Below are 22,952 nucleotides of genomic sequence, written 5' to 3' on the forward strand. Positions count from 1 at the left end.
CAATTAGAATGGAGCAGTCAACCACTCGCCCTCCTCTCTTCGTTCGATCTGTGGGCCGAAGACGTCCTGCAGGGAGTACAGTTCGTCGTCGTACCGGAGGTCGTACGTCTTTCCCCGACGGTGGAAGGACCCATCGACGACGAATTGGACGGTCGGACTCTGGTATTCCAGGTCGTTCGCGCGACGATCCATCTCCGACGCCAACTCTTCGGCCAGATCTCCGTCCACGAAGGCCTCTTCGAGACCGACGACCGCCACTTCATCGGGTACCTCGTCGTTTCGGAGTCGCTCGACGAACTCCGCTACCGGGATCTGATGATCGAAGGTGTCGTACGCGTCTTTCACGACGACGTTGTATTGACCGGGGATTCGTCCGGGAGCTGCCATTACGTACAGAACGTCACCGAAGGGACAAAAAGGGGTGCGGTACCTCAGTCCTTGCGGAACAAGTCTCGCGGAGGTGTCAACTCGTCGAAGTTAGAGGGATCGGTGCGCTCGTCGGCGTCGGCGCGGAGTTCCGAGCGTGGCTGTTTCACGTCGGTTCACTCCCGAGCGAGTTCCTCGTAGATCTCCTCGTGTTCGTCGAGGTCCTGCCGACCGAGGAAACGAATCAGGTATCGGCGTGCCTCCTCGGCGGACATCTCCTCGGGGATCGGCGGTCGTTCACCTTCCGTTGCCATTCTCATTCGTCCCTACGTGAACCGTCGTCATAACCGTTCTGCTCACTTTCCGCCTCGTCGATACCCTCGATATCGAGGTCAGTCGGACGACTTCCCTCTGCACCGATCCGGGAAAGCCAGAGTTCGACGGTGGCCCGGTACTCGGGCGAGAGCGGCTCGGTGTGATCCCGTAAGTACGCGGTCGCGGTCTCAGCTTCGACAGCAGCTTCGTCGGTGGCCAACTCCTTTAGGATCTCCTTGATTCGCCGGTCGTAGTCGAACTCCAGTCCGTTCAACGCGTAGAAGATCCGAACTGACATCAGCGCTGTCCGTTTGTTCCCATCAACGAACGGGTGATTCGAGGCGATGAGCCGGAGGAGTTGATACGCCGTCTCGTGGATCGTCTCGGGTGCCTGTCCGAAATGCCCCTCACGAACCGCTTCCACGGCATACTCGACGTCGCCCCGGGAGGAGACGCCCGGTTCGGTGTCCTCGTTCGACTCGACGATCAGCTCATGGATCGTCAGGATGTCGGCAGCGGACAGGTACCGCGTCGGTTCCGGATCCTCTCCCATCGTTCGACCTCAGTAACTCGTGATATCCCGATCGCCAAGCACCCGCGTGTAGGTGTCGTCGCTGGTCACGTCCGCGAGCCGGCCCGCTAACTCGCGGAGGTCGTCATCGACGCCCCACTTGTCCACGTAGTTCTGGACGGACTGGCCCTTCTCGTAGCGGTACCGGAGGAACTGGAGCTTGTCGAGGTTCGAGAGGTGTTCGCCGCCGTCGCCGTTGACCCGCTCCTGGATGTACGCCTGCCGCTTCTCGTTGTCCCAGGTGCCGAGCTCGAAGCCGTCGTCCTGGTTGTACAGGCGCATCTCCTTGAGGTCCTCCGGCGTGGCGTTCGTCCCGCGGCAGAGCTTGTTGACGTCGTCGTAGGAGACGTTCGGGGTGTCGAGCAGGTCGATGAATACGTCCTCGACGCCGATATCGCTGGCCTCCTGAATGATGCCGTAGATCTCCTGGACGACCTCCTTGGCGGACATGATCTCGCCGTCGCGCTGGACCTTGCCGTGGTGCTTGGAGTACTCACGGAAACACGCGCCCATCTCCATCACGCCGATGTCGCCCCGAGAGAGATCGCGGTTCTCTTCGAGCTGCTTGCGAGTCTGGCGGGCCGTGCGGTAGATGTTGCGGCGAAGCGACTTCCACGAGGTAGGTTCGGTATCGTCGATCGGACGGGCGACGACGACGATGTCGAAGGAGACTGCTTCACCAGTAATGAATTTGTTTATGTCCGCAGTAATTGGGTATGTTGCTGTAACTTCGAACCCAACGTCACATAGTGATTCAAGCAATTCTCCCCATGATTCTGAGTCACTATGGTGGTAAGTAAACGTTAGAACACCATCGTCTTTGAGTGCCTGGTCAATGGTACTGAATGCTTCACGAAGCTCTGATTCAAATTCTTCCGGCCCCTTTCCCTCTGCCGGATTAGAAACTATGCTTTCCGCCCTCGGGGCTGCCTCTGATTCGAAACAGTCGTAATCAGATTTCAAGATGGTCCTCAGCCATACATAAAAGAAATCAGATAGTTCAGAATATAAGACATTGTGATAATACGGTGGATCTGTGATTACCGCATCATATTCATTTTCGGCATCAATCTGTCGCATATCTCCTTGGCGAACTGTTGCATTTGCCCCGATAGGTTGGTTGAAAGGCTCTGATTCTATAGATTCGCCATCCGAGACATACCGCTCAGTAGGAGATCGAGCATATTCTACTCCAGATTTCACCATATCCCAAATGGACTCAAACGTACCTCTACCATATTCTGTACCCCACACATTACCTTCAGTAGGTTGTTGAGGGGGATCAAACGAGTTAGATTTGAATATGTTTATAATCTTATTGTAGGAGTAATCGTAACCGACCATCATCGAATTTGTTCTCAAAGTGCCGCTGAATGCCAGCAAGAGATATTCCTGTAGATTCTGATCTTCGACCTCAGAGATAGATCGAAGTAACTTGGATAAAGAAAGTAATTGTCTTTCATTATACATATCTGTCCAATATTCGATATCATGTATTTCCAAATTCCCTTCTCCACGAGCCGTTGCTTCGAACTTTGGTGAGGCGGTTTTATATCCGTCTCGTATTTCTATATTCGGTGTGAATTTATGGAGGTAATCGTTCGATTCCCATTTGTTTTTCGCCTTTTCAAATAACTCTTTGTCCGTTGTTGTACTTTGTTTATAGCCCTTGAATTCACTCCTGTCTCGCCCATTACTATCACACTCTGAACAATAGTACTCAACGGCATAAAGACGGGTTGAATAACCATTCTGTTCTTGGATCGCATCCGTTATTCTGTATTTTTGTCCACAGGCGGGGCAGTTGTAATTCCCCTGTGATGCATTCCCTTCCTTGGGTACAAATCCGTGGCCACAGTCATTGCAAACGCTATCAGATTGCCAGTCATCTACCAGGGTGACTGCACCACAATCAGGACAGAGGACGTTATACTTATCGTCGTTCTCGTAGCGCCCCTTTGCCACTCGATAGTCCTTAAAAAGCGGAACCGTGCTGCCACAGGAGACACAGTCCAACTCCTTCACCCAGAAGTTGTACATCACGTCCGCGTCGTGGTCGCCGTTCGGACAGGGCGTCTTGTAGTACTGCGTAATCTCGTCGGCGACGTCCTCCTTCACCTGCTCGAAAGCCTCCTCAAGCTCTTCGACGTCAGTCTGGCCCGCTTCGAGTTCCTTCTTCGTGACGAACCACGCGACGGGGTTCAAGTCGTTGCCGACGACCTCCGCGCCGAACCGAGACGCCTCGACGAGTGACGTCCCGCCACCCATGAACGGGTCGAGGATTTTCTTGTCCTCGACGCGGACGTCTTTCGGGTAGAGTTCCCAGAGGCTCTCCGGGTCCGTCATGTCCACGCGTTCGAGCAGCGACGCGACGTCGAGGTCGGACTCGCCATCGTCGTCGCCGTACGCCGCGAGCGTGCCACCCTCGTGACCCGGCTCGTAGACGGAGACCTTCTCGGGATCGTCGAGGAGTGTGTACAGACAGATCGCGCGGAAGACACAGCCCAGGCGGCGCGCCCACCACTTGTGCATCGTGTAGATCGGACGGTAGTACATCTTCGCCCGCCCCTCTTTCTCGGCGATCTCGTTCACGCGCTCGATCGGGAACCCCCGTTCGATGGGGAGTTCCGTACGCTCGTGGCGCTCCTGCGAGGATCCGGATTGCTCAGACATGATTCAGTATGTGGAAGGAATTACGCAGGACCCTCATAAGTGTGGGTTCTCCGGACGCTATGTACGTGTCGGCCGCGACAGAGCCGAAACTTCGAACATGGAAATTACTCCAATAACAACGTGGCTGGGTGGTCCATACGGAGTCTGTCGAGCGGATCCAAATCGATTCACGACTCGTAGTTCATAGGGATTAGCAGAGATTCTCATAGGTTTCAGTATGACAGCTAGTGGAGGTGTTGAAATCACCGTGCAAGATGTAGAGCTTCAATTCAGCTGGTAGACCAAATTTTCATCCGGCGTCGTTCCACCAAAGAATGGGACTCACGCCCACCATCTAATACTTTCACATTTCAGTTACACCATAAGGCAAAATCCTATCCCAACTCACCCACATTAACCATCAAGAACGACTAAATGCCGTGTGCCGATTGTGGGAATCCGCTCATAGTCTGCAATGAATACAACGATCTTCGTTGTCCCTATTGCTTGGACCTTGATATCGAAGACCCTGAGATAATCCATGAAAAAATTGAGAGAGACAGAGATCGTCTTAAAGACGAAAATCTGGTTCAACTCATACAGGAATACAGCAAAGACCACTTACTGTTATACCTAATCGAACGTCTCAACATTACCGCCACAGGGCTCTATGAAAACAGGAGGATTGATCACAGCCTTTTCTCCTATTTGAACTACCTGATTAAGATTATCTTGCCTGTGGACAGCGACGAATTCGGAGACGAATACCTAGACAGAGACCATGACTCCCTTGACCAAGATATCGAACTTCTGGTACAATCCCAGGCAGAAGTAGTCAATGCACTTAATCAAATCGAGGAAGATTTCAGACTCTGTCTTAATTACCCGGTACCTCCTGTCAATGATGATTTTGTCTTCAGTGAATACGACCTTCGTGATACAGAATATCGTCAATGTTACTTTCGAAATCTTAGAAGCTTGATGGGCGGAAAAGAGGAATACGTTGAGTACTTCGATGAAGCAAGCACCGAACTCAGAAACTTTGACTGGCCAGGATTTAGCGAGGATGAATCACTGAGAGAATTCGCCGAAACATCCTATGAATTCATCCTTCCGATGCTGTTCATCGCATCCGCCGATGAAATCGTTGGGGATACATATACGACCTTTCCCCCAGACAATGTCTCCGTCCATAAGATAGACGAGCTTCTGGAGGGTTTGGATCAACGGTTTGTTGACGATGAAGGAAATGTTGTTCTACAAGATTCAACTTTAGCCGTTACTGCCGAAGAAGAATTGGATGAAATCGGTCAAGAGGTATTCCCGGAGAACTGGGGCGACGTCAAACAGTCACTGGTTATCTCGAAAAATAACTTGGACGCCCATCCGTTTTTGTTCAAATTGGACCTTGAAGAAGTTGTACGTGAGGTTTCGGGACGTCCACCTATAACGCGGGAAGTAACGAGGATCGTTTATCCGCGTTTCTATGCCAAAATTCTCCGTTTCCAAATATTCCCGCTGCTGCAGAACGGTGACAAACCCTCTGGAAATGAAATTCTGAATGATATAGCTGTCGAGAGGGGTGAGGAGTTCGAAAAGAACGTGTACAGATATCTTTCCAGTCAAGGATTCGATTCATACTACAGCGCAGAATTACCCGGTGTTGAATCATCTGAAATAGATGTCATAGCCGTGGATAGTGATGAAGATGAACTCTGGTTTATAGAATGCAAATACCTGCAGCCAGTAATCCAGATGAATGCTTTGGAGGGAATTCAAAATTTGAATGAAAAATTCGATCACAAAGTCTTCAACGTTGAGGCAGATGCATATGAGGGCTCACCTACCGGATTACCGTTCCCTGAGAAGGTCCAGCAATGGAATGAATCAGATGTCGAGGATAGATTTACCTGGATTGATCCGGACGGTGAAAGTTCGATATCGGAAAGATACCCACCAACTTGGAAAGAGTATGAAGCTCGGATGATGGTGGTTTCCAATCTCTGTCCCTCTTACAGTGTGAAAGAGGGTGTGGAGTTTTACACAGATATGGAGCTTGTGCAGTTGCTCCACGGCGAATTGGATCTTGCTACTCCAGTCCACGAAATGGTGTGATTTGGACTATAGCTCATGCAACATACGCGCCCTCCATCTTACACACCGGTTTTGGCAACTTCTGAACAGATCTGCTGTAAAGCTATGGACTACTTCGATGATTTCTATCAACCTCGTACTCGGAAGCAAGCGCCTCGAACTCTTCCCACTGCGGCGTTTGTTCTGCTGTGATCTCGCCATCGGTACGCAAAAACTCTACGAGCGACATCACGATATCCTCGATTCCGTAATTCCTTGCAGTCTCTTCGAGATCCTCTTCTGTCAGTCCCGTCTCAGCAACGAGCAAGAGTGCGTACTTCCGGTGTCGTGAGTCGTTCTCTATCAGAAGGAGATGACAGACGAGGTCCGCCGGAGTAAGTGATTCGCGGTCTTCCGAATAGAAGTAGTACTGCTCGGACGTCGTGAAGAACTGGAGTCCGTACTCGGCAAACGCATCGAGACCTGTCCGATGATAATTCGGATCTTCTACGTCACCGTCAGTTCGAACGAGAAACTCGTCGTGGGATTCCCAGACGATCGTTCCGCCTTCGACATCACGCTTGATTGTGACGCGGTGAACGTGATGTCGGAGCTCGTACGCGAAGACGTGGAGCTCGTCGAACTCCGCTCTGAGTCTATACTGACTGTGTTCCTTCGTCACCATTGCTCGATTCGTTAGCGTCCGAAGGTTTCGATAGATCGTCGAGCGATTGTGTCCGGTTCGTTCTGCAAGCTCAGTCGCCGTCCACGGGTCGTCACTGCCAAGGTAGTACAACATGTTCAGCATCGAAGGCGTGAGTAGATCGGCGAAATCGACGTGGGGATTCGCCTTCGTAAGGGACTGAAACACCTCCACACACCGTGCATCGCTTGGCTTGGCGACGGAACGAGTTCCAACACGTTCCCTGGTGATCAGATTCCGTCGTTCTAGGCCTCCAAACGCGTCAGAGATAGTCGCTTCTTGGTACTCTAACTCCTCGGATAGCTCCTGTCTATCTTTTGGAGATTCTAGAGCAGAAAGGACCCTAAACTCTTTCTCATCAATCATGTTGTCTCATATTCGCCCAACACTATATAAGAACTTAGGCGATTATGAGACAAATCATAATATATTTTATCTACTTCTGGAAGCTGATCTCGACCTTTAGACTCGACGCCTCGTCGGGCATCCGCTCGAACAGGTCCTGCACCTTCGTGTAATCCTGCTCAGATCGCAACGTCAAACTGACCTGCGTCCGCTCGATGTCGGCGGTACCCTGCAACGCCCCGGGAACCCCCTCTCTGTCGGGGAGCATGAACGTGACGTCGCCGTACTCGACAGTGCCAGTCTGGTGGTCGCGTCGCCACTTCTTCCGCATCGCGGCGACGTCGTCGCCGTTGTACTCGAAGCGCCACGTCTCCGATCCGACGTCCGGAATTCGGAACGGGTAGCCTGGCACCCAGTCGGACGCCTTCTCCGACCCGGTCGGCCCGACGACGTACACCGGGTCCTCCTCGCGGCCGAGGTTCCCCAAGAGGAATGTCTGCACCATGTCCTCGGTGACGGTGTCGTCGAACCGGTCCGCAACCTTGCTCACGGTGAACTGGTCGCCCGCGTCGAGGTCGTCCAGGTAGTCGAGGATCTGTTCCCCGATGCGGTCCGGCACGGTCGGCACGATCTTCACCGTCGTCGGATCGCGGTCGCCGAGCGATTCCAGGTACCGGCCACCGGCCTCCAGCACGTAGTCGTCCACGAGGAAGTCGTTCACCGCCCCGCGGGCCGCCGTCTCCGTCTCGTCCGGCGGGAGGAACACCGACTCGTCGGCGCGCACCTCCCCGATGATCGTGTCGAGGTTGGCGTATCCATCCTCGTCGATCGCTTCCTCGATCCGGGCCGCGAGATACGACGCGCCGACCGTCCTCGCGCTCCCGACGTCCCGGAGCGTCGCGTCCGACTGCGGTTTGTCGAGGATCTCGTTGCCCTTCACGATCACGTACTGATCCTCGCGGTTCAACCGCCCGATCGCGCGCATCACGACGTCGTGGCTGTCGCCGTCGATCCAGACCTCGCCGTCTTCGACCAGCTCCAACTCGAAGTCCCCGATGTCGATCGCGGTCGTCCCGCTTCCGAACCGCCGCCGGAGTTCCTGTTCGACGTCGTCCACGCCCCACAGCTCCACGTCGTCCTTCCGAACCAGCACCGTATCGAGCGAACTTCCGGAGAGATCGTCGCGGAAGCCGCCGGTGTCCCGGGCGAGCACCGGCTTGTCGGCGAGCGCCTTCACGGTCGCGTTCAGCACGTCGTTCGCACTGCCGGGGATCGGGAGTTCCGGATCGCGGAGGAACTGCTCGTAAATGTCCTCGATGGAGATTTCTCCCCGTCGGTCCAGCAGGTCGTCGGCGACGGGCCAGACATGCGACTGGAGGTCGAGCGGGTCGGCGGACGCGGAGTCCGCGATGTTGTCCGCGTCGAGCTCCGGCCCGTCGATGACGTACACGTCGAGATCCATCGGGGTCATGTCGTCCCAGTCGGTGAGCAGGTTGTCGCCGTCCAGGACCTCCCCGTACAGGAGCTGTAGTTCCTCGCGGAGTTCGTTCTCCTCCTGTTCTTTCATCCCGCGGATGGACTCCCGGATGTCCTCGTCGAGCGACTCGTCAGCGAGTACCTGCCGGGCCCCCTCAATGTACCGCGCCTTGTCGATGTACCGTGTCCCGGACTCAATCGCCTTGTCGCCGGACGGCTGAACGAACACGAGCGTATTGCGCCACTCGCGTCCGCGCCCGTCGTTCCTGATGACGCGTTTCACCTCGTCCTGCGTCCACTGGTCGTCCTTCACGACGATCTTGACGTCGCGGTCGTCCGGCACGTCGCGGATGTCGTCGGTCCGGAACCCGACCGGGTGCGCGTTCGACCCGAAGATGGCTGTGACGAAGTCGGCAATCTCGGCTTTGGCGGACCGCTCGGAGACGTCGGTCGCTGCGTTCCGGATGAGCGCGTTCGGGTTCTGCCGGTCGCGGATGGCGTATTTTCCGTTTAGCTTGTGGAGGTGCCACGCGACACCGTGCAATCGCTCTAGGTTAAGCACGACGTCGGAGACCAGGTCTCCGGTCTCGTACGCCCCCATCACGATCTCCGAGATCTCCGCGCCCTCGCCCTCACTCGGTTTGAGCGAGTACAGGAGGATCGTGTTCAGGATACGGCGACCATGAGGGACGTCGTCAGTATCGACGCGGTTCTCAATGTCGCCCGTCGCGGCGTTCAGTCGCTCGTAGTTGATCTTGGCGAGTTCGTCCTCGAACTCGATCGCATCGATGTCCCCGTGCGTGATCAAGTCCGTCCGGTCACGCATCTCCAGGAGAACCTTCGAGAAGAGGTATATCATCCCCCGGGTGTTCTGGTTCCCCTCGTCGGCGTAGTACCGCGACTCCAGCGCGTCGAGCAGCACAGGGTGGAAAGGGTAGTGATCGTGCATCTCCGACAGAAGTTCATCGGGGATGCTCACGTGATCCGACTGGTCATACGTGTCGAAGTACCCGTTGACGATCTCGCGGGCGGCTGCCTCATCAACGTTGTCGATCAGCCGGTGAAGGAGGACTTGCCGCTTGTCCACCTGGTTGTTCATGTTGACCTCGACCGCTTGTTCCCGGTTCAGGATGTCGTGGACCTCGGAATCCTCGCGCAGGACGGAGACGATAGTGTAGAGTTCCAGGTCGGAAAGCGCGGTGGATTCGAGAAGCGACTGGAGGAACGCCTTGTTCGCGCTCTTGCGGTCCCCCTGCAGCGTGTCGAACCAGTCTTCGAGTTCGTCAACGAGGAACGCCACCGTCTCGTCCCCGACTGCGTCCTGAATGGTCTGCATATCGGGATACCCCCCCGACTCGTAGGTGCCCGGATCGTAGTCCAGTGCCTCGAAGAACGGCTCCCAGAGGTACTCGTACTGCTCGTTCTGCATGGCGACTGTGATCGGGGTCGCCGAGTCGGGCAGCGCGTCCTCGAACCCTTCGATCTCCTCGCCGGCCCACGCACCCGCCGCGGCCGGGTCGGCGAAACAGTGATACATCGCCACCATCTGGTGTGACTTCCCGCTGCCGTACGGGCCATAGAGGATGTGCGTCCCACGCGGGTCGTCCCCGGTGAGGGAATCCCGAAGGATGGAGAGTGCCTCCCGGAGCCCCTGGGTCATCAACGTGCGATCGAAGAAGAGTTCGGCGTCGGACTCGAACTCGTTCTCGTCGTCCACGTTGTAGAGTTTCACTTGGCCGTCGATCTGTCCGTCCTCTCGAAGCTCACGGCTGAGAGTGACTGTGTCGTCGAGAGTCTTGGACAGTGAACCTGCTTCCGACATCTGTTGATACGTATACAGGCTGCCACTGAGCAAATAAACACTATGGTGCAGTCTCCGAGGGATAGATGGATGTCACCAAGTGTAGCTTCAATCGTATCCTGGCGAGTACATCGTCCATGATAAAACTAACAGATTAAATTTATGTTTCTAAAGTCGTGCAAGGTGGAGGGCACGAATGTTGCACTGGAATGATTATGTTTTAAATATATTCTATCTTATATGATGTGTACAGACGGTACACACATCAATGAGCAATTGTTCCGTTTACTCAGAAAACACTGGAACGGACGGCAAATGGAGATGTAAACTGGTCAGTGAGGGTCTTACCAGTATCACATGATGTTCTCGGCACTGTGCAACATACAGAGGATCAATTCAGCATGGCAATCGCGTTCATTTAGCTCCAGATGTACTGAACTAGCTTTACTGTGGACGGTACGGACTGCTCGTTCGAAATTCGTGATATGACACTGCCTCCAACAGATCAAAGCGCTTCCGAGGGGCTGTCAAGTTGCGTAGTGATGAGTGAGATGCTGGCTCCGAACGTGACAAGGACGCTCCCAAAGAGAGTGAGATAGACACCATGTCCCGGCAACCATTTGCCAATAAGTGGACTTTGGGTTATCGTAATCACCGCTACGAGTCCGCCAATCCCAACCAAAACGAGATCGAAGACGGATCGCCACTCCGAACTCCGGAAACGACCAACTTCGACAAGCGCACCGACACCTGCTACGACGAGTAATCGTCGAACCCAGATTCGCTCAACTCCCATTTGCTCGCCTAACACATACACCTTCAACGGGAGTTCTTTGTCGATCCACGGAAGGACTGCTCCTATACCGATCAGTCCAAACCCAGCAAGGACGAGGACATGCGAGACGAGATCCCCTCGCTCGATATCCGTTATCGAGTGTGAAAGTGCCATACTTGCAGATACGAGTAGCGGAATAATAGGATTGTGGTAGGACAAATACGTGTTTGAGAAATGAACTCTTTTCGCTCAGACCGAAACAACCTACGAGATACACGTTGTGTATCTTGTACCGAATTTCTGATTGACTCCTGATAAGATTTATTTGATTTCAGTCAGTTCTTATCCTAACACAAACGAAGTTCATTACACGTGTTACGGACTCCCAGGGTGATGCGTATGCCCCTTGTACACATCAAGCTGTTTCTGACAGGATACTGCAATGAGAAACTTCGTCTGTAACACCAATCCTCTACATCTTATAGCCAGTTTCTATCAAGAGTTGGTACTATCTATCATACGTGAGTGGGATTACAACTTCAGACTTGAGGCTACACTCAGTACTGTCCCAAGCGTGGAGTTACTAGTTGGAAGTTGGCCCAAACTCATTACAGCTCTCAATCAGAAGTAGAGCACACTAGCAAGAGCAGACTTGGGACGGTACTCAGTGTTTATGACACTCTTGATTTTTCTCGATTCAAATTCTTGTTCATAACTGGGAAATCACGGGTCGAAAAGGTTCTTCGTTACTCTTTAGGGATTACGATCGGCGAAGAGTACTCAAACTCCGTTCCAATTCCTGTTTCCACATTACTAGGAAGTCGTTTCCACATCAATTCACCAAGCACGCTGGGAGTTACTCCATGGTTTCGGGCGATAACTGGCACCTCTGGATTTTGGACCGCGTCCGCGAGGACAATGACGTCATCATTCTCGTAGACGTGCCGCACCGCCTCTCTTTCGAGCATCTCTTTGAGGTGGGTACGGGACTTATCGTCAATTTCTGCAATCGTCTCTGGTGGGATCTCAGGGTGTTCCGTTGTGACGACCTCGATGCCGTCCAAGATGCTTGATTTGGGCAGACAAACTTCGTCGTAAAACTCTATTTCGTCTTGCCATGTTTCAAGAAATACTCCAAAGTCTTCATCGGTGGGATGGACAGCATGAGGATCTGTGTCCGGATCAGCAATAACGAATTTTGGTTTAATTTGCCCAATCTCGGACTCCGTGCTGTACCGACCTTTGGACGTGATTTCTGTGGTTCCGTCAGGCCAGATCACGATTCGCTTATTTGAGTTTGTATTCGTTTGATTCTGCTGATACGCGTCAATTACTTTGTCGGGGACTATGTAGATGGCTTCTGGGATTCCTTTTGTGTTTGGTTGTGAGTCGGTAACGTCGTCATCTGTGTCAAGGTTTTGTGTCATCTTGCTCTTGTTCGATTTGGGTGGTGTTTTGTCGATTCTGCCGGCCGTAAGTAGAGATGGTCTTTGCCAGTGCGACTTCCTTTTGTAACTACTTTTAATATTCTGCTATTTATATGCTTTTTGGTTAAATTAAATGTTTTAGAAAAGAATAAGACGTAGATCGCTGATTTTCGAGTATTTGATGTATCTTGTGATTCTAACAATTCGGGTCTAACTTTCACGGCTTCAGGAAGCTCTCCTGCATTTGTGGTTTGCATGGGAGATGATCAACTTCCAAGTTCAGAGTTGATGCTACACTTGGTTTCTAACACATTTATGCCGAACATGGTGGCAGGTTTGGACCTCACTGTACTGTCTCAGAAAGGTGGGTTTCTGATACACATCAGATTATAACTAAGTGTATGGCTACACGAAGTGATAACAGCCCGTGCCCGAAACAACCGTCACAAAGACGACGTCGCAGAGCGGCGACCGTGAGATTGAACAGTACAAGACGACAGTTCCCAAAGCGCTCGCTGAGTCGTTTGGGCTGGAGGGGAAGAAGCTCGACTGGGAGGTCAAGTCCGGAAACAAGTTTGAACTCACGATCGTCAAAGATGAGTGAAACAGCAGTCGGCTATATCCGGCTCTCCCAAGACGGAAAGTCACTGGAGCGGCAGCGCGACGACGTAGAGGAGTACGCCGACGAAAACGACCTCAACCTCGTGGAGGTGTATAACGAAGGGCGACGCGCATCCGGCTTCGATTCCGATCGCCCGGAGTACCAGGCGCTGCTGGAGGACGCCAATAGCGGCGACGTCGCCGCCGTGGTCGTTCCGAACCTCTCCCGTCTCTCTCGGGACCGGAAGGAACGTCTTCGCCTCCTACTGGACCTCGACAATATCGGTGTGGAGCTACACTCGCACGAGCTCGGGCGCGCCGTTGACCTCGACGACGACTGGGAGCTCGTCCAGCAGTCGATCAAGGCAACCACCGACGACGTCGAGAAGCGCAGGGAGATCAAGCGGTCGAAACGGGCCACGAAGGAACGTCTGGAGAACGGTTTCGACCACGGACGTCCACCCTTCGGCCTCCAGTTCGACGACGCCGGCGAGTACTGGGTCCCGGGTGAAGACTTCGACACTGCGCTGGATGTCGTCTCTCTCCGTGAGGACGGGTTCTCGTGGCGGAAGATCGCGGAAGAGACTGGTGTGAACAAGGATACTGCGCGGCGGATATGGCAGAGAAAGGACCGCTACCTGCAGGAGGTTGAGACGGCATGACTGACGACACAAAAGACGAACTGGGAGATTACCGGAAATACGTTCGAAGCGAGAGCAAAGAGGAAGATGAAACTCTGGTTCGTTGAGGCTAACATCGAGCCAGCTTTCGACAGTATCGTCGGCAGTTCCGAGAAGAAGAGGAGAATCCCTTCTCCGGTGATGAACTCGACGACCACCTTCAGTACGTCGAGTTACTCGTGGATGCGTCGGAGCAAGGACCCGAGGTATCTCCAGTAGACCCTGACGATCCGGAGGTCTTGTTCAACCATGACTCCGATATCTCTCTCGAATCTCAGCCGAGATGGTGAGCGGTTTAAAGAAGCGATTCGGGAGCTCGAAGCACAGCGGAAATAAGACGAGAAACACCTCTGCACTTGGGTAGTGGTTCCTGCCCCCCGCAACGCTTTTCATTGTAAAGGTTGTAAGGATTAAACACGAAGCTCTAAAAATGGCGTCCGGGTGGCACCGACCGTCAGAAAAAGAGTTCGTCCCTCTCCCCGAATAACAGGTTCACCGGATAATGGGTTCACGCCTGCTAAAACGGGGATGACATCGTGAACACAAACACGCAATCGCCATGTCACAAGCAAACAAGCGAATTCCAGTCACCGAGGAACGATGGCGCGAACTAAACGAACTCAAACAAGCGGGACAGACCTACGACGAGCTTCTGAAGGAGCTTATTCAGGAGCGGAACCGGCGTCAGCTCGCGGAACGCGCACGTCGCGTGGAAGAAGCCGACGAGGAAGAGTTGACGCCACTCGATGAGCTATAGCATCCTTCTTTCCGAGGAAGCGCAGGAATACTACCAGAGCCTCGACGACAAGAGCCAGCGGATCGTCAAGCAGAACCTTCAGAAACTGGAGGCAGAGCCGTACCCGAAACCGGGTGCCGGCTCAGGCGACCGTGAGAAGCTTGTGGTCGAGGGCGAGGAGATGTACCGTCTCCATATAGGGCGAACCCACACCGCCTTCTACAAAATCCGCGAGGACAAGGAGCAGGTGAGGATCGTCGATATCCTCACTATCGACGAAGCGCACGACCGATACGGTTTCTGAACACGCACATTTGTATTTGCGACCGAGAGAGGATGGTGAATGTGGTTGTCAGCGGTACATAGAATCAGGAAGCTCAATCTTATTAGACTGTGAACGTCCCGTTGGTTATGGGCCCTCCAGACACCATTGCTCCTCTCACAAAAGACCATCACTACACCGAACCGATCAGAATAGAACATACCCGCTTCGGGATCGAACGATTCTTCCATCGAGTACCGTTGGACTGGTTTCTCGTACTCTCCGGTGAGATTGATGCCTGGAGTTATGAATTCTTCCTAGAAAACAGGGACCTTTTCGAGGATGATTATTCAGTGGTAGGTGTAGACATTGATTACGACGTAGACCGTAATCCCGACGGTACTGGGAAACCGTTTCATGTTCTATTCTGTGATTCTGAAGGGGAAGAACGGAAATGTTACCCCCGTACGCATTACCTCCTTTGGCTCCTAGAATACGACGAGAACACTTACGAAGTGGTAGTAGTGGAGCCAACTGATGAACGTGCTGAGGTTGTCGTTGCTATCCAAGAACGGCTACCCCACGTCCCAGATCACGCGTAGACTCACTGGACGGGTGAAACTGCTCTGTGGAAATCCCCTCCTTCAGACATAGTCTCACCTGAACTAACCGGTTGATGAGAATTGCGTATTGAGTGGCGATGTTTCTACCAGCTCAAGGAGGTGTCCCGATAGTCGTACGAGATACGGGGTAGTGTACGGCAATGTCTGAGAGCCAGCCATGACGGAATATAATGAGAAGCGACAAGTCAGTGAGCGAGTTCGTTGGATATGTTGGCAAACGCACGCCTCCATCCCGACGAGCTACAGCTGTACTTTCACCACGCTTCGCGTAACTATACAAACCTCCAATAAGTAACATCAGAGAACAGAATGCCGGATTTCTCGGACTCTCACCAAGAGGAAATCATCGAACGAATTGGGGAGAGAGCAGAGACCGTCGAAGAACGACTTGAAGATATTCCCCGGGGCCGAACTAATCCTTCATTAGGAGATCTCACAATCCATTCTGCGAAAAAATATCGTCTCGGGATTGTTTTCGTCGATATCAACGACTTCAGCAACTACATGAGTAGAAATGACGACGAGGATACGCTGTTTATGCTGAACTTATTCATCCCCGAGATCATGGAACTGGTCCGTGATTTCGATGGAAAGCTTGAGAAGAACACAGGAGACGGCATTCTCGCGTATTTCGGTGCAGGTGAAGATGATGGAGATGCGGTCGAAACACTACTAGAGTACATCGCTACCGTCAAATGGGCGTTGAAGTACCATGTCAATCCGAAACTGGAGGACAACGACGTTGAGACGATATCGATCAGCACCGGGTCAGCGTACGACACAGTCTACATCTCACGCATCGGTGCTCACAGCGGCAACCAGCGGATGAACCGATTAACAGCAGTTTCAACTGGTGCGAATGTCGCGTCAGACCTTGAAGCGATGGCAGGAAAAGACCAGCATTACGTGAACGATGGCGTCTACGAGTATTCAGATGACGAGAACGGGTGGGGGCAATACGTGAAACATGTTGGTGAGCACAATGGATATACCTGGGGTAGTCCGCTGAAAGGGCACGACACCGCCCAGTACTACAAATTCACCGGGATTTGGCAAGAGTAACCTATGCCGTCACCGCCCACTGACTTTTCGGCGCAAACACTCTCTCATCTGAATGAGTACATCAAATTTGCTGATCAGAAAGCGTCTGTCCTCCTAACAGGGCAGTTAGCATTTCTCGGGCTGTTCGTTACCGTCCTTGACGGAAACTGGGCTGGGGCCGATGTCGAGTTCAAGATTCTCGCGGCGATGACGATCGGGGCTACCTTACTCGCAGGGGTGTTCGCAGGCTGGGTGATTTACCCGCAGACAGAGCCTTCTGGCGGGGCTTTGCTATTTTGGGAGAACATCAATGCGAAATGTCTTGATGATTACGAGTCTGAGATCAAGGGTTTGGACGAGGATGCAATGTTAGGAGAGTTGATTGAGGAGAATTACTTGTTAGCGGAAGTCGCATCGAATAAATATTGGCGTTTGAAGGTTTCCTTGGTTTCGACAGCAGGGATTGTGTTTTTCGCTACACTATCTATGGTTTCCCTGTTCTAGCTTGGGTGAGTGTATCCCTGTAGAGTTTCGCCGTCAGACCCGAATTTGTCAACGATTGCAGCCAGTGGCCGGTGTAGTGCGTGTGACCGCATTTCCTCTTCGAGATGATTATACAGGTATGCAAGACCCAACAGACGAGTACTGCTAATCCTTCCGACAATGGACGGTGTTGTGTGGAGGACTCGGTGCGCTGTGTGTCGCAATTAGCATCAATATGCTTTGTTGAATCTGCTCTATTGACTCTAATGACGGCACGGGGATCACGACACCAGAAGGAGCAATTATTTTGCTCTTCGCCGTGGCTGTGTTGATCAATCTACTCAAAGATGTCTACCTTCCTACCTCTCAACCGAGAATACTTTTCAGAATGCTACCGACAGCGATACTGAACTGACCGTATCGTGATCCGATCCCGACGCATCCCACGGATTCAACAGAGCAAAATAGACTATTCTGAGATAGACTATTCAGAAGAGTTGTATCTGAGCACAAAAACGTGCGACTCTGTTCAATCTCGAAGAGGTCACGACACACGCAAAGGGTGGAACCAACCGCCAAAAAGGTGAGAAAGGCTCGATAGCCGATGCTCAGCGCCGAACTAGTCTCGTAACGGGTAAGCCGACTTCAATAAAAACGGCGTAAGAACGTCCAGAACGCGGGATTGCGTTCTATAAATGTTCTATTTATTGGCCGAACATCTGGCGCATCATCGGATGCATCTCCATCAACTGCTCTTCGGCGATCTCCTCGTACAGCTTGTACGTGATCGAGACCGCCAGCAGCAGCCCGGTTCCGGAGACACCCCCGATGGTGCCCAGCATGTTCGCCATCACCGCCAGGAAGCCGACCAGCGCGCCGCCGATGACCGTCACCTGCGGGATGTATCGCTCCATCACCTTCTCTACGACCTGCGGATTCCGACGGAAGCCGGGGATCTGCATTCCGGAGTTTTGAATCTGTTTGGCCGTCGCCTCCGGCCCCATGCCGGTGGTCTCGACCCAGAAGATCGCGAAGATCGCGCCGCCGATCACCATGAAGGTGAGGTCGATCGCGACACGGCTGGCGATCATCCACGGCTCCGCGGCAGTCTCGCCGAGGAACCACATCCACTCCTCGCGCGTCTGGATCGGGTTCGTGTAGTAGAAGAACCCGGAGATCGGCTGCCCCTGATCCCCGTAGACGCCCAGCCACTCGGGCATTCCCGGCCACTGGGAGTTGAGAATCTGCCCGAAGAACTGGATGTTCGCCTGCAGCGCCCGAACGAGTATCATCGGCAGGACTGACGCGTAGATTAGTTTCACTGGGAACCGCCCGCGGGCGCCCTTCACCCGTGCGTGTGACAGCGGGATCTCGACGCGAACCGACTCCGCATACACGACGATCCCAAAGATGAATAGCGTCGTGAATATCGCGAGGATCTCACCCGGTTCGAACAGCAGGGCAAACAGCCCCTCCGTCGTGAACGGGGAGCCGAGCGTCGTCTCGCCGAAGATGATTCCATACCAGCTCGCGAAGAAGCCCGTAGCGCCCAGTCCTCCCCAGCTGAAGAATCCGCCGACGAGCTGCTGACTCACGCTGGCGATAATGAACAGCCCGACGCCGGAGCCGACGCCCCACTTGCTCACGACCTCGTCCATGAACAAAATGAGGACGCCGCCCACGAACACTTGCAGGAACACCAGCGTGTCGATGACACCGATGCTGACGCCGAGTGCTTGCGCCACGGCGGGATCCGACGGAAGGAACTCGCCGGTAAACACCATTGGCGCTGCCGTCATCGCCGTGACGACGATGACGAGCAACTTCTGGAGCCCCTGGTACAGTATCTGGTCGCGGGGGTCGTTCGTGTCGAGTCCGAGCAGGTTGGCGCCGCCCAGCAGCTGCAGCACGATGGACGCGGTGACGATCGGACCGATCCCCACCTGCATCAGCGATCCGTGTTCGCCCGCCAGGATCGAGCGGAACTGCCCGAAGAAGTCCGTCCCCTCACCCGCAGCGAGCCCGAACGGGTTGATGTTGGTGAGGAAGAAGTAGACGATGAGGATCACGGCTGTCCACATCAGCTTCCGCTTGAACGGGACGTGTCCCTCGGGCCGGTCGATCGAGGGCATCCGCGTCAGGACTGGTTCGGCGGCCTCCTTCCAGCTCATGCGTTACGATTCGTCCGTGTCTTCGTCGGATAGGTCTTCTGATTCTGCGGTCTCGGCACGGTCGGAGAGGATCGCCTCCCCGCCGCCTTCCTCGAGGAGTTCGACGGCGCCGGCGGTGAACGCGTCGGCGGTGACGTGCAGCTCGTTGCGCACCTGACCGCCGCCCAGCACCTTCACGACGTCGGCGTCGTAGCCGTCCTCGGCCACGTCGCGCGCGTCGATGACGTAGGCGTCCCCGTCGCGGTCCGCCACCCCGTCGGCGGCGAACAGCGTCGCGTCCTCGTCGAGTTTCCGGACACGCACCTCGACGACGTCGTCCGTGACGTCGTCCGGGCGAGTGAAGCCGTGCTTGCCCAGCGGCTCGTAGTTGTGGAACTCGTGTTTGTCCCGGCCGGCCGCGCCGCGGCCACCCCGGTTCCCGGCGCCGCGCCGGTTCTTCTGTGAGCCGCCGCCGTGCGTTCGGGAGCCCCGCTGGCGTTTCTTTTTGTCCGTCATCGCATCGCCTCCAGGAGCGCGTCGATCTCATCGGTCGAGTGGCGACCCAGCTGACCGCCCTCGGCGGTCGGACGCTTCAGCCCTTTGTGGCCGCCTCGCGGCGGGTGCAGACGGAGCGCGGGGGAGAGCCCCTGCTCGCGAAGCGTCGTCTCCTCCTCGACGAGCGCGGCCGCAAGCGAGTCGACGTCGTCGTAGTCGGTGTTGTCTGCGACCCACTCGTCGTCGATCGTCGCGGTGCCCTCCTCGGGCTCGCCGCGGCGCTCGAGCAACATCGCGACCGTCTCTGCGGTCGGCTCGCCGAACGCGACGTAGTCGTTCACCTTCGTGATCATCCCGCGGTAGGAGTCGGTCTCCGGGACGAACGTGGCGTGGTTGACCCCGTGGAGGTTCAGCATCTCCAGTGTGTCCTGGATGTCGCCACTGATGTTCACTTCCCCGCGGAGCTGGACGATCGCCTGCATCACTCGCCCACCTCCACGTCTCGGTGAACTTCGCGGGCGTGCTGGGGCATCCTCGCCTGCGAGGCGTTCTCCAGGGCGTTGAACGTCGCCTTCGCGAGGTTCACCGTCGTCCGGGTGTTGCCGTTGGATTTCGTCCAGGCGTCCTGGACGCCGGCGAGTTCGAGGATGTTGCGCACCGTCTCGGCGCCCGCCAGTCCCAGCCCCTGTGGGGCGGGGATGATCTCGACGGTCACCGAGCCGGCCTTCCCCTCCGCCCTGCGTGTCAGGGAGTTCACGCCACCGGCCTGGTCCTCCCAGGAGCCGGAGCCGCGGTCCACCTCGATCACGTTCAGCTTCGCCACGTCGATCGCCTTCTGGATCGCCCCGCCGACCTGATCGTCGCGGGCCTGCGCGAAGCCGAGGTAGCCGTCGCGGTTGCCCACCGCGACGACGACCCGGAACTTCACCCGGCGCCCGGAGTCGGTCATCCGCTGGACCATGTTGATGTCCAGCACCTCGTCTTCCAGCCCCGGAAGGAGCTGATTGACGATCTCCGGCTCCTTCAGCGGGAGCCCCGTCTCGAGCGCCTGTCTCATCGACGTGACGTCGCCGTCCTGTACCTTGCGGCCGAGCCGCGTTCGCGGTTCCCAGCCCTCGTCGTTACTCATAGTCTTCCTGGATCCGTGCGAGCACCTCATCGAAGTGCTCGGGTAGTTCAGTGGCGTCGAACTCCCCCGAATACAGCGGCTCGTCGAGCTGCTCGGCGTAGTCGGCGATGTGTTCGCCGCGGTTGCGCGACCAGTCGGCAAGCACGCTGTCGTTGTGGGGAACCTCGAGCCCCGCGTCGATTGCACCTTCCTGTACTGCAAACGTCTTGTTTCCGGGCGTCGCCGTGTTGAGCCCGATGTCGAGGACGGCCTCTTCGAGGCCGGCTTCGACCGCTCGGGCGCCGGCGAGATACCCCGTGAGATACGCGCTGGGGTGGTTCCCCGTTGGAGCCTCCCAACCGTACTCCGCCAGCTCCTCGCTGGAGGCGGCGGCATGGGTCTCGTCACCGTCCGGTCCGGGAGTGACCAGCTGCGCCCTGACGTGTCGGTTGCTCACCCGGGCGACCAGGCGAGGTTTGCCGGATTTCAGCAGGCGCAACCTCTGGTGGTAGTCGGTCCGGACCTCGCGACGACGCCGCATCGGTACTTTATACCGTGGTCCTGTTGCCATTACTCAGTCACCTCAATATCGTAGTTGGTTTCGATGTAGGCTTCGAGCCGAGCGACGTCCTCGAACGAACCGCCGCTTGCTTTGTCGTACAGCTCGCGGTACTGGCTGCGGTCGAGGGGGCCGTCGTCTCGAAGCTCCTTCAGCCGTCGCCGCTGTGCGCGGATCCGGCTGATCCAGTCCTCCTTGGGGTCCTTCCGGGCGCCGGCTTTCCCCTTCCGGGAGCCGGCACCGCGGCGGTGGCCGTACGAGCGCTTCGCGTCGCGCTCGCGGGCCCGACCGCGCGAGTTGGTCTTCGCGTCCTTCGCGCGGATCGTCCCCTCCTCGACGAGTTCGCGGATGTCCTCGCGAGTGATCGCGTCGGCGATCTCTCCCTGTGCCTCCGGGTCGAACCAGACGCGGCTCTCGCCGATGTCGAGGACGTCGGCTGCGAGCCGCTTCTGTGCGCCGAGATCAGTCATTGTTCCACCTCGACTTCGACGTACGTCGGGTTGAGGACGCGGATCTCCCGGTCCTCACACACTTCCTCGATTCGCTCGCGTTTCCGCCCGCCGACCGAGGAGGCGATCCGAACCGCCTCCGTGTCGGGGTCGATTCCATCGAGGTCGTCGGTGTTGAACACGCGAACCTCCTCGAAACCGGAGGGGTGCAGGCCCCGGGCGGCCGTCGGCGAGCGGAAGCCCGCCTCGACGGTGTCGCCCTTGCCTTTGATCCCTCGGCGCTGCTTCGAGAGGTCCCCGCGCGGACGCCGCCACGAGGCGGGCACCCGCTTTTTCTTGTGGTAGTCCTGCCGGTTGAACTGCGGTTTGCCCTCGCGGTGCTTCTGTGCGAGCGCCCGTGCAGTGTCGGCATCGAGGTCCGGCGTCTTGTCGGCGTGTCCCCGGGGGCGGAGTTCGGTTTCGACCTCCGCGTCGGGCTCTTCGTCCTCGTCCGGCTCCTCGACCTCTTCGACTTCCGCTTCGGTTTCCTCTTCGACCTCGAGACCGCCGACGTCGGCCTTGATCCGCGCGGCGAGCGCGTTGCCGATGCCGTCGATCTCCGACAGTTCACCCTGCGAAGCGGCCTTGACGTCCTCGATCGTTTCGTAGCCGGCCTCCCGGAGGGCGTCCGCCTTCGAGGGACCGACGCCGCTTATGTTTTCGAGTTCTTCGTACTCGCTCATCTATGCACCACCCGCCTTCGCCGGCTTCTCGGTGATGTACACGCCGTCCTGGAAGACGCGCGTGTCCTTTCCTTTCACTTTCGTGAGCTGTTCGATGTCCGCGGCGGTCTGTCCGACCGCTTCCTTGTCGGGTCCCGAGAGGACGATCTCCTCGCCGTCGACCTGAACCTCCGTGTCGCCACGGACCGGCGTCCGGCGCGGTGCCTTCTCGCCGAGGAAGTTCTCGATGACGATCTCCTCGCCCTCCACGGAAACCTGCATCGGGAAGTGGGCGTAGAAGACTTCCATCCTGTACTCCCACCCCTCGGTCACGCCGTGGATCATATTCGTGACGTGGCTCTCGAACGTTCCGACCGTCGCGTTCGTCTTCGCGTCGGTCTCCGCCGATTCGATGACGACAGCGTCGTCCTCGACGGAGACGGTCACGTCCGGATACCACAGTCGACGAGTGACCGATCCGTTCGGCCCCTCGATCGTGAGATCGAGGTGATCGATCGACGCGGACACGTCGTCCGGGATCTCGATTTCTACTCGGTTCAT

The 22,952-nt window shown here is 55.8% G+C and carries 24 protein-coding genes; 8 read left to right on the forward strand and 16 right to left on the reverse strand.

What is annotated here, in order from left to right; translation table 11 throughout:
* Positions 1 to 3: 3 nt before the first annotated feature.
* The 4 genes from AArcSl_RS03320 to AArcSl_RS03330 form a co-directional block, all read right to left on the reverse strand.
* Positions 4 to 387, reverse strand: coding sequence for a hypothetical protein (locus AArcSl_RS03320; RefSeq protein WP_119815008.1), 384 nt, complete (start codon positions 385 to 387; stop codon positions 4 to 6).
* A gap of 155 nt (positions 388 to 542) precedes the next feature.
* The gene (locus AArcSl_RS16985; protein WP_193588496.1) at positions 543 to 680 is read right to left on the reverse strand and encodes a hypothetical protein; all 138 of its coding nucleotides are present in this window, start codon (positions 678 to 680) and stop codon (positions 543 to 545) included.
* A gap of 2 nt (positions 681 to 682) precedes the next feature.
* Positions 683 to 1,234: a type II toxin-antitoxin system death-on-curing family toxin gene (locus tag AArcSl_RS03325; RefSeq protein WP_119815012.1), complete on the reverse strand. Its 552-nt coding sequence runs from the start codon at positions 1,232 to 1,234 to the stop codon at positions 683 to 685.
* Positions 1,235 to 1,243: 9 nt separating this feature from the next.
* Complete coding sequence (locus AArcSl_RS03330) at positions 1,244 to 3,925, reverse strand: DUF1156 domain-containing protein (RefSeq protein ID WP_119815015.1); 2,682 nt, start codon at positions 3,923 to 3,925, stop codon at positions 1,244 to 1,246.
* Positions 3,926 to 4,411: 486 nt separating this feature from the next.
* Between AArcSl_RS03330 and AArcSl_RS03345 the strand changes: the two genes are divergently transcribed.
* Positions 4,412 to 6,019, forward strand: coding sequence for a hypothetical protein (locus tag AArcSl_RS03345; RefSeq protein ID WP_133412120.1), 1,608 nt, complete (start codon positions 4,412 to 4,414; stop codon positions 6,017 to 6,019).
* A gap of 82 nt (positions 6,020 to 6,101) precedes the next feature.
* On the opposite strand, the gene AArcSl_RS03350 is transcribed toward AArcSl_RS03345, so the two are convergent.
* From AArcSl_RS03350 to AArcSl_RS03365, 4 genes are all read right to left on the reverse strand, one after another.
* Positions 6,102 to 7,046, reverse strand: coding sequence for a helix-turn-helix domain-containing protein (locus AArcSl_RS03350; protein WP_119815027.1), 945 nt, complete (start codon positions 7,044 to 7,046; stop codon positions 6,102 to 6,104).
* A gap of 70 nt (positions 7,047 to 7,116) precedes the next feature.
* Complete coding sequence (locus tag AArcSl_RS03355) at positions 7,117 to 10,323, reverse strand: DUF499 domain-containing protein (protein WP_119815030.1); 3,207 nt, start codon at positions 10,321 to 10,323, stop codon at positions 7,117 to 7,119.
* A gap of 484 nt (positions 10,324 to 10,807) precedes the next feature.
* Complete coding sequence (locus AArcSl_RS03360; RefSeq protein ID WP_119814561.1) at positions 10,808 to 11,251, reverse strand: hypothetical protein; 444 nt, start codon at positions 11,249 to 11,251, stop codon at positions 10,808 to 10,810.
* A 572-nt stretch (positions 11,252 to 11,823) separates the two neighbouring features.
* Positions 11,824 to 12,504: a hypothetical protein gene (locus tag AArcSl_RS03365; protein WP_119815033.1), complete on the reverse strand. Its 681-nt coding sequence runs from the start codon at positions 12,502 to 12,504 to the stop codon at positions 11,824 to 11,826.
* Positions 12,505 to 12,931: 427 nt separating this feature from the next.
* Between AArcSl_RS03365 and AArcSl_RS16990 the strand changes: the two genes are divergently transcribed.
* From AArcSl_RS16990 to AArcSl_RS03395, 7 genes are all read left to right on the forward strand, one after another.
* The gene (locus tag AArcSl_RS16990) at positions 12,932 to 13,108 is read left to right on the forward strand and encodes a hypothetical protein (protein WP_193588497.1); all 177 of its coding nucleotides are present in this window, start codon (positions 12,932 to 12,934) and stop codon (positions 13,106 to 13,108) included.
* Positions 13,101 to 13,766, forward strand: a complete 666-nt coding sequence (locus AArcSl_RS03370) for a recombinase family protein (protein WP_119815036.1) — start codon at positions 13,101 to 13,103, stop codon at positions 13,764 to 13,766. The genes AArcSl_RS16990 and AArcSl_RS03370 overlap by 8 nt, the downstream gene beginning before the upstream one ends.
* 577 nt (positions 13,767 to 14,343) lie before the next feature.
* Positions 14,344 to 14,541: a hypothetical protein gene (locus AArcSl_RS03375; RefSeq protein WP_119815039.1), complete on the forward strand. Its 198-nt coding sequence runs from the start codon at positions 14,344 to 14,346 to the stop codon at positions 14,539 to 14,541.
* A complete protein-coding gene (locus AArcSl_RS03380; protein WP_119815041.1) occupies positions 14,531 to 14,824 on the forward strand; it encodes a type II toxin-antitoxin system RelE family toxin in 294 nt (97 codons plus the stop codon). Before AArcSl_RS03375 ends, AArcSl_RS03380 begins: the two co-directional genes overlap by 11 nt.
* Positions 14,825 to 14,913: 89 nt before the next feature.
* Positions 14,914 to 15,384: a hypothetical protein gene (locus AArcSl_RS03385; RefSeq protein WP_133412121.1), complete on the forward strand. Its 471-nt coding sequence runs from the start codon at positions 14,914 to 14,916 to the stop codon at positions 15,382 to 15,384.
* A 330-nt stretch (positions 15,385 to 15,714) separates the two neighbouring features.
* Positions 15,715 to 16,467 carry an adenylate/guanylate cyclase domain-containing protein gene (locus AArcSl_RS03390; RefSeq protein WP_119815047.1) on the forward strand — a complete coding sequence of 251 codons (753 nt, stop codon included), beginning with the start codon at positions 15,715 to 15,717 and terminating at the stop codon, positions 16,465 to 16,467.
* A 3-nt stretch (positions 16,468 to 16,470) separates the two neighbouring features.
* Positions 16,471 to 16,950, forward strand: a complete 480-nt coding sequence (locus AArcSl_RS03395) for a Pycsar system effector family protein (protein ID WP_119815050.1) — start codon at positions 16,471 to 16,473, stop codon at positions 16,948 to 16,950.
* A 683-nt stretch (positions 16,951 to 17,633) separates the two neighbouring features.
* Here AArcSl_RS03395 and secY read toward each other — a convergent pair.
* From secY to AArcSl_RS03435, 8 genes are read right to left on the reverse strand one after another with little or no spacing between them, the layout of a single operon-like run.
* On the reverse strand, positions 17,634 to 19,100 hold the full coding sequence (gene secY / locus AArcSl_RS03400; protein WP_119815052.1) for a preprotein translocase subunit SecY: 1,467 nt from the start codon (positions 19,098 to 19,100) through the stop codon (positions 17,634 to 17,636).
* Between the two features lie 3 nt (positions 19,101 to 19,103).
* Positions 19,104 to 19,595: an uL15m family ribosomal protein gene (locus AArcSl_RS03405; RefSeq protein ID WP_119815055.1), complete on the reverse strand. Its 492-nt coding sequence runs from the start codon at positions 19,593 to 19,595 to the stop codon at positions 19,104 to 19,106.
* Complete coding sequence (locus tag AArcSl_RS03410) at positions 19,592 to 20,056, reverse strand: 50S ribosomal protein L30 (protein ID WP_119815058.1); 465 nt, start codon at positions 20,054 to 20,056, stop codon at positions 19,592 to 19,594. The genes AArcSl_RS03405 and AArcSl_RS03410 overlap by 4 nt, the downstream gene beginning before the upstream one ends.
* On the reverse strand, positions 20,056 to 20,703 hold the full coding sequence (locus AArcSl_RS03415) for a 30S ribosomal protein S5 (protein WP_119815061.1): 648 nt from the start codon (positions 20,701 to 20,703) through the stop codon (positions 20,056 to 20,058). Before AArcSl_RS03415 ends, AArcSl_RS03410 begins: the two co-directional genes overlap by 1 nt.
* Complete coding sequence (locus tag AArcSl_RS03420; RefSeq protein ID WP_119815064.1) at positions 20,696 to 21,253, reverse strand: 50S ribosomal protein L18; 558 nt, start codon at positions 21,251 to 21,253, stop codon at positions 20,696 to 20,698. The genes AArcSl_RS03415 and AArcSl_RS03420 overlap by 8 nt, the downstream gene beginning before the upstream one ends.
* The gene (locus tag AArcSl_RS03425; RefSeq protein WP_119815067.1) at positions 21,253 to 21,711 is read right to left on the reverse strand and encodes a 50S ribosomal protein L19e; all 459 of its coding nucleotides are present in this window, start codon (positions 21,709 to 21,711) and stop codon (positions 21,253 to 21,255) included. Before AArcSl_RS03425 ends, AArcSl_RS03420 begins: the two co-directional genes overlap by 1 nt.
* A complete protein-coding gene (locus AArcSl_RS03430) occupies positions 21,708 to 22,412 on the reverse strand; it encodes a 50S ribosomal protein L32e (protein WP_119815070.1) in 705 nt (234 codons plus the stop codon). The genes AArcSl_RS03425 and AArcSl_RS03430 overlap by 4 nt, the downstream gene beginning before the upstream one ends.
* Positions 22,413 to 22,952, reverse strand: coding sequence for a 50S ribosomal protein L6 (locus tag AArcSl_RS03435; RefSeq protein ID WP_119815073.1), 540 nt, complete (start codon positions 22,950 to 22,952; stop codon positions 22,413 to 22,415). It abuts the gene before it with no gap.

It is taken from the genome of Halalkaliarchaeum desulfuricum, from assembly GCF_002952775.1.
GTDB lineage: Archaea > Halobacteriota > Halobacteria > Halobacteriales > Haloferacaceae > Halalkaliarchaeum > Halalkaliarchaeum desulfuricum.

Bases quoted from the DNA above. Each gene is read 5' to 3' on its own strand.
- AArcSl_RS03405 (WP_119815055.1), bottom strand. From the start codon at position 19,595: ATGACGGACAAAAAGAAACGCCAGCGGGGCTCCCGAACGCACGGCGGC.
- AArcSl_RS03380 (WP_119815041.1), top strand. From the start codon at position 14,531: ATGAGCTATAGCATCCTTCTTTCCGAGGAAGCGCAGGAATACTACCAG.
- AArcSl_RS03365 (WP_119815033.1), bottom strand. From the start codon at position 12,504: ATGACACAAAACCTTGACACAGATGACGACGTTACCGACTCACAACCA.
- AArcSl_RS03330 (WP_119815015.1), bottom strand. From the start codon at position 3,925: ATGTCTGAGCAATCCGGATCCTCGCAGGAGCGCCACGAGCGTACGGAA.
- AArcSl_RS03355 (WP_119815030.1), bottom strand. From the start codon at position 10,323: ATGTCGGAAGCAGGTTCACTGTCCAAGACTCTCGACGACACAGTCACT.
- AArcSl_RS03390 (WP_119815047.1), top strand. From the start codon at position 15,715: ATGCCGGATTTCTCGGACTCTCACCAAGAGGAAATCATCGAACGAATT.
- AArcSl_RS03395 (WP_119815050.1), top strand. From the start codon at position 16,471: ATGCCGTCACCGCCCACTGACTTTTCGGCGCAAACACTCTCTCATCTG.
- AArcSl_RS03325 (WP_119815012.1), bottom strand. From the start codon at position 1,234: ATGGGAGAGGATCCGGAACCGACGCGGTACCTGTCCGCTGCCGACATC.
- AArcSl_RS03415 (WP_119815061.1), bottom strand. From the start codon at position 20,703: ATGAGTAACGACGAGGGCTGGGAACCGCGAACGCGGCTCGGCCGCAAG.
- AArcSl_RS03370 (WP_119815036.1), top strand. From the start codon at position 13,101: ATGAGTGAAACAGCAGTCGGCTATATCCGGCTCTCCCAAGACGGAAAG.
- AArcSl_RS03360 (WP_119814561.1), bottom strand. From the start codon at position 11,251: ATGGCACTTTCACACTCGATAACGGATATCGAGCGAGGGGATCTCGTC.
- AArcSl_RS03320 (WP_119815008.1), bottom strand. From the start codon at position 387: ATGGCAGCTCCCGGACGAATCCCCGGTCAATACAACGTCGTCGTGAAA.
- AArcSl_RS03350 (WP_119815027.1), bottom strand. From the start codon at position 7,046: ATGATTGATGAGAAAGAGTTTAGGGTCCTTTCTGCTCTAGAATCTCCA.
- AArcSl_RS16985 (WP_193588496.1), bottom strand. From the start codon at position 680: ATGGCAACGGAAGGTGAACGACCGCCGATCCCCGAGGAGATGTCCGCC.
- AArcSl_RS03410 (WP_119815058.1), bottom strand. From the start codon at position 20,056: ATGCAGGCGATCGTCCAGCTCCGCGGGGAAGTGAACATCAGTGGCGAC.
- AArcSl_RS03425 (WP_119815067.1), bottom strand. From the start codon at position 21,711: ATGACTGATCTCGGCGCACAGAAGCGGCTCGCAGCCGACGTCCTCGAC.
- AArcSl_RS03430 (WP_119815070.1), bottom strand. From the start codon at position 22,412: ATGAGCGAGTACGAAGAACTCGAAAACATAAGCGGCGTCGGTCCCTCG.
- AArcSl_RS03435 (WP_119815073.1), bottom strand. From the start codon at position 22,952: ATGAACCGAGTAGAAATCGAGATCCCGGACGACGTGTCCGCGTCGATC.
- AArcSl_RS03420 (WP_119815064.1), bottom strand. From the start codon at position 21,253: ATGGCAACAGGACCACGGTATAAAGTACCGATGCGGCGTCGTCGCGAG.
- AArcSl_RS03375 (WP_119815039.1), top strand. From the start codon at position 14,344: ATGTCACAAGCAAACAAGCGAATTCCAGTCACCGAGGAACGATGGCGC.
- secY (WP_119815052.1), bottom strand. From the start codon at position 19,100: ATGAGCTGGAAGGAGGCCGCCGAACCAGTCCTGACGCGGATGCCCTCG.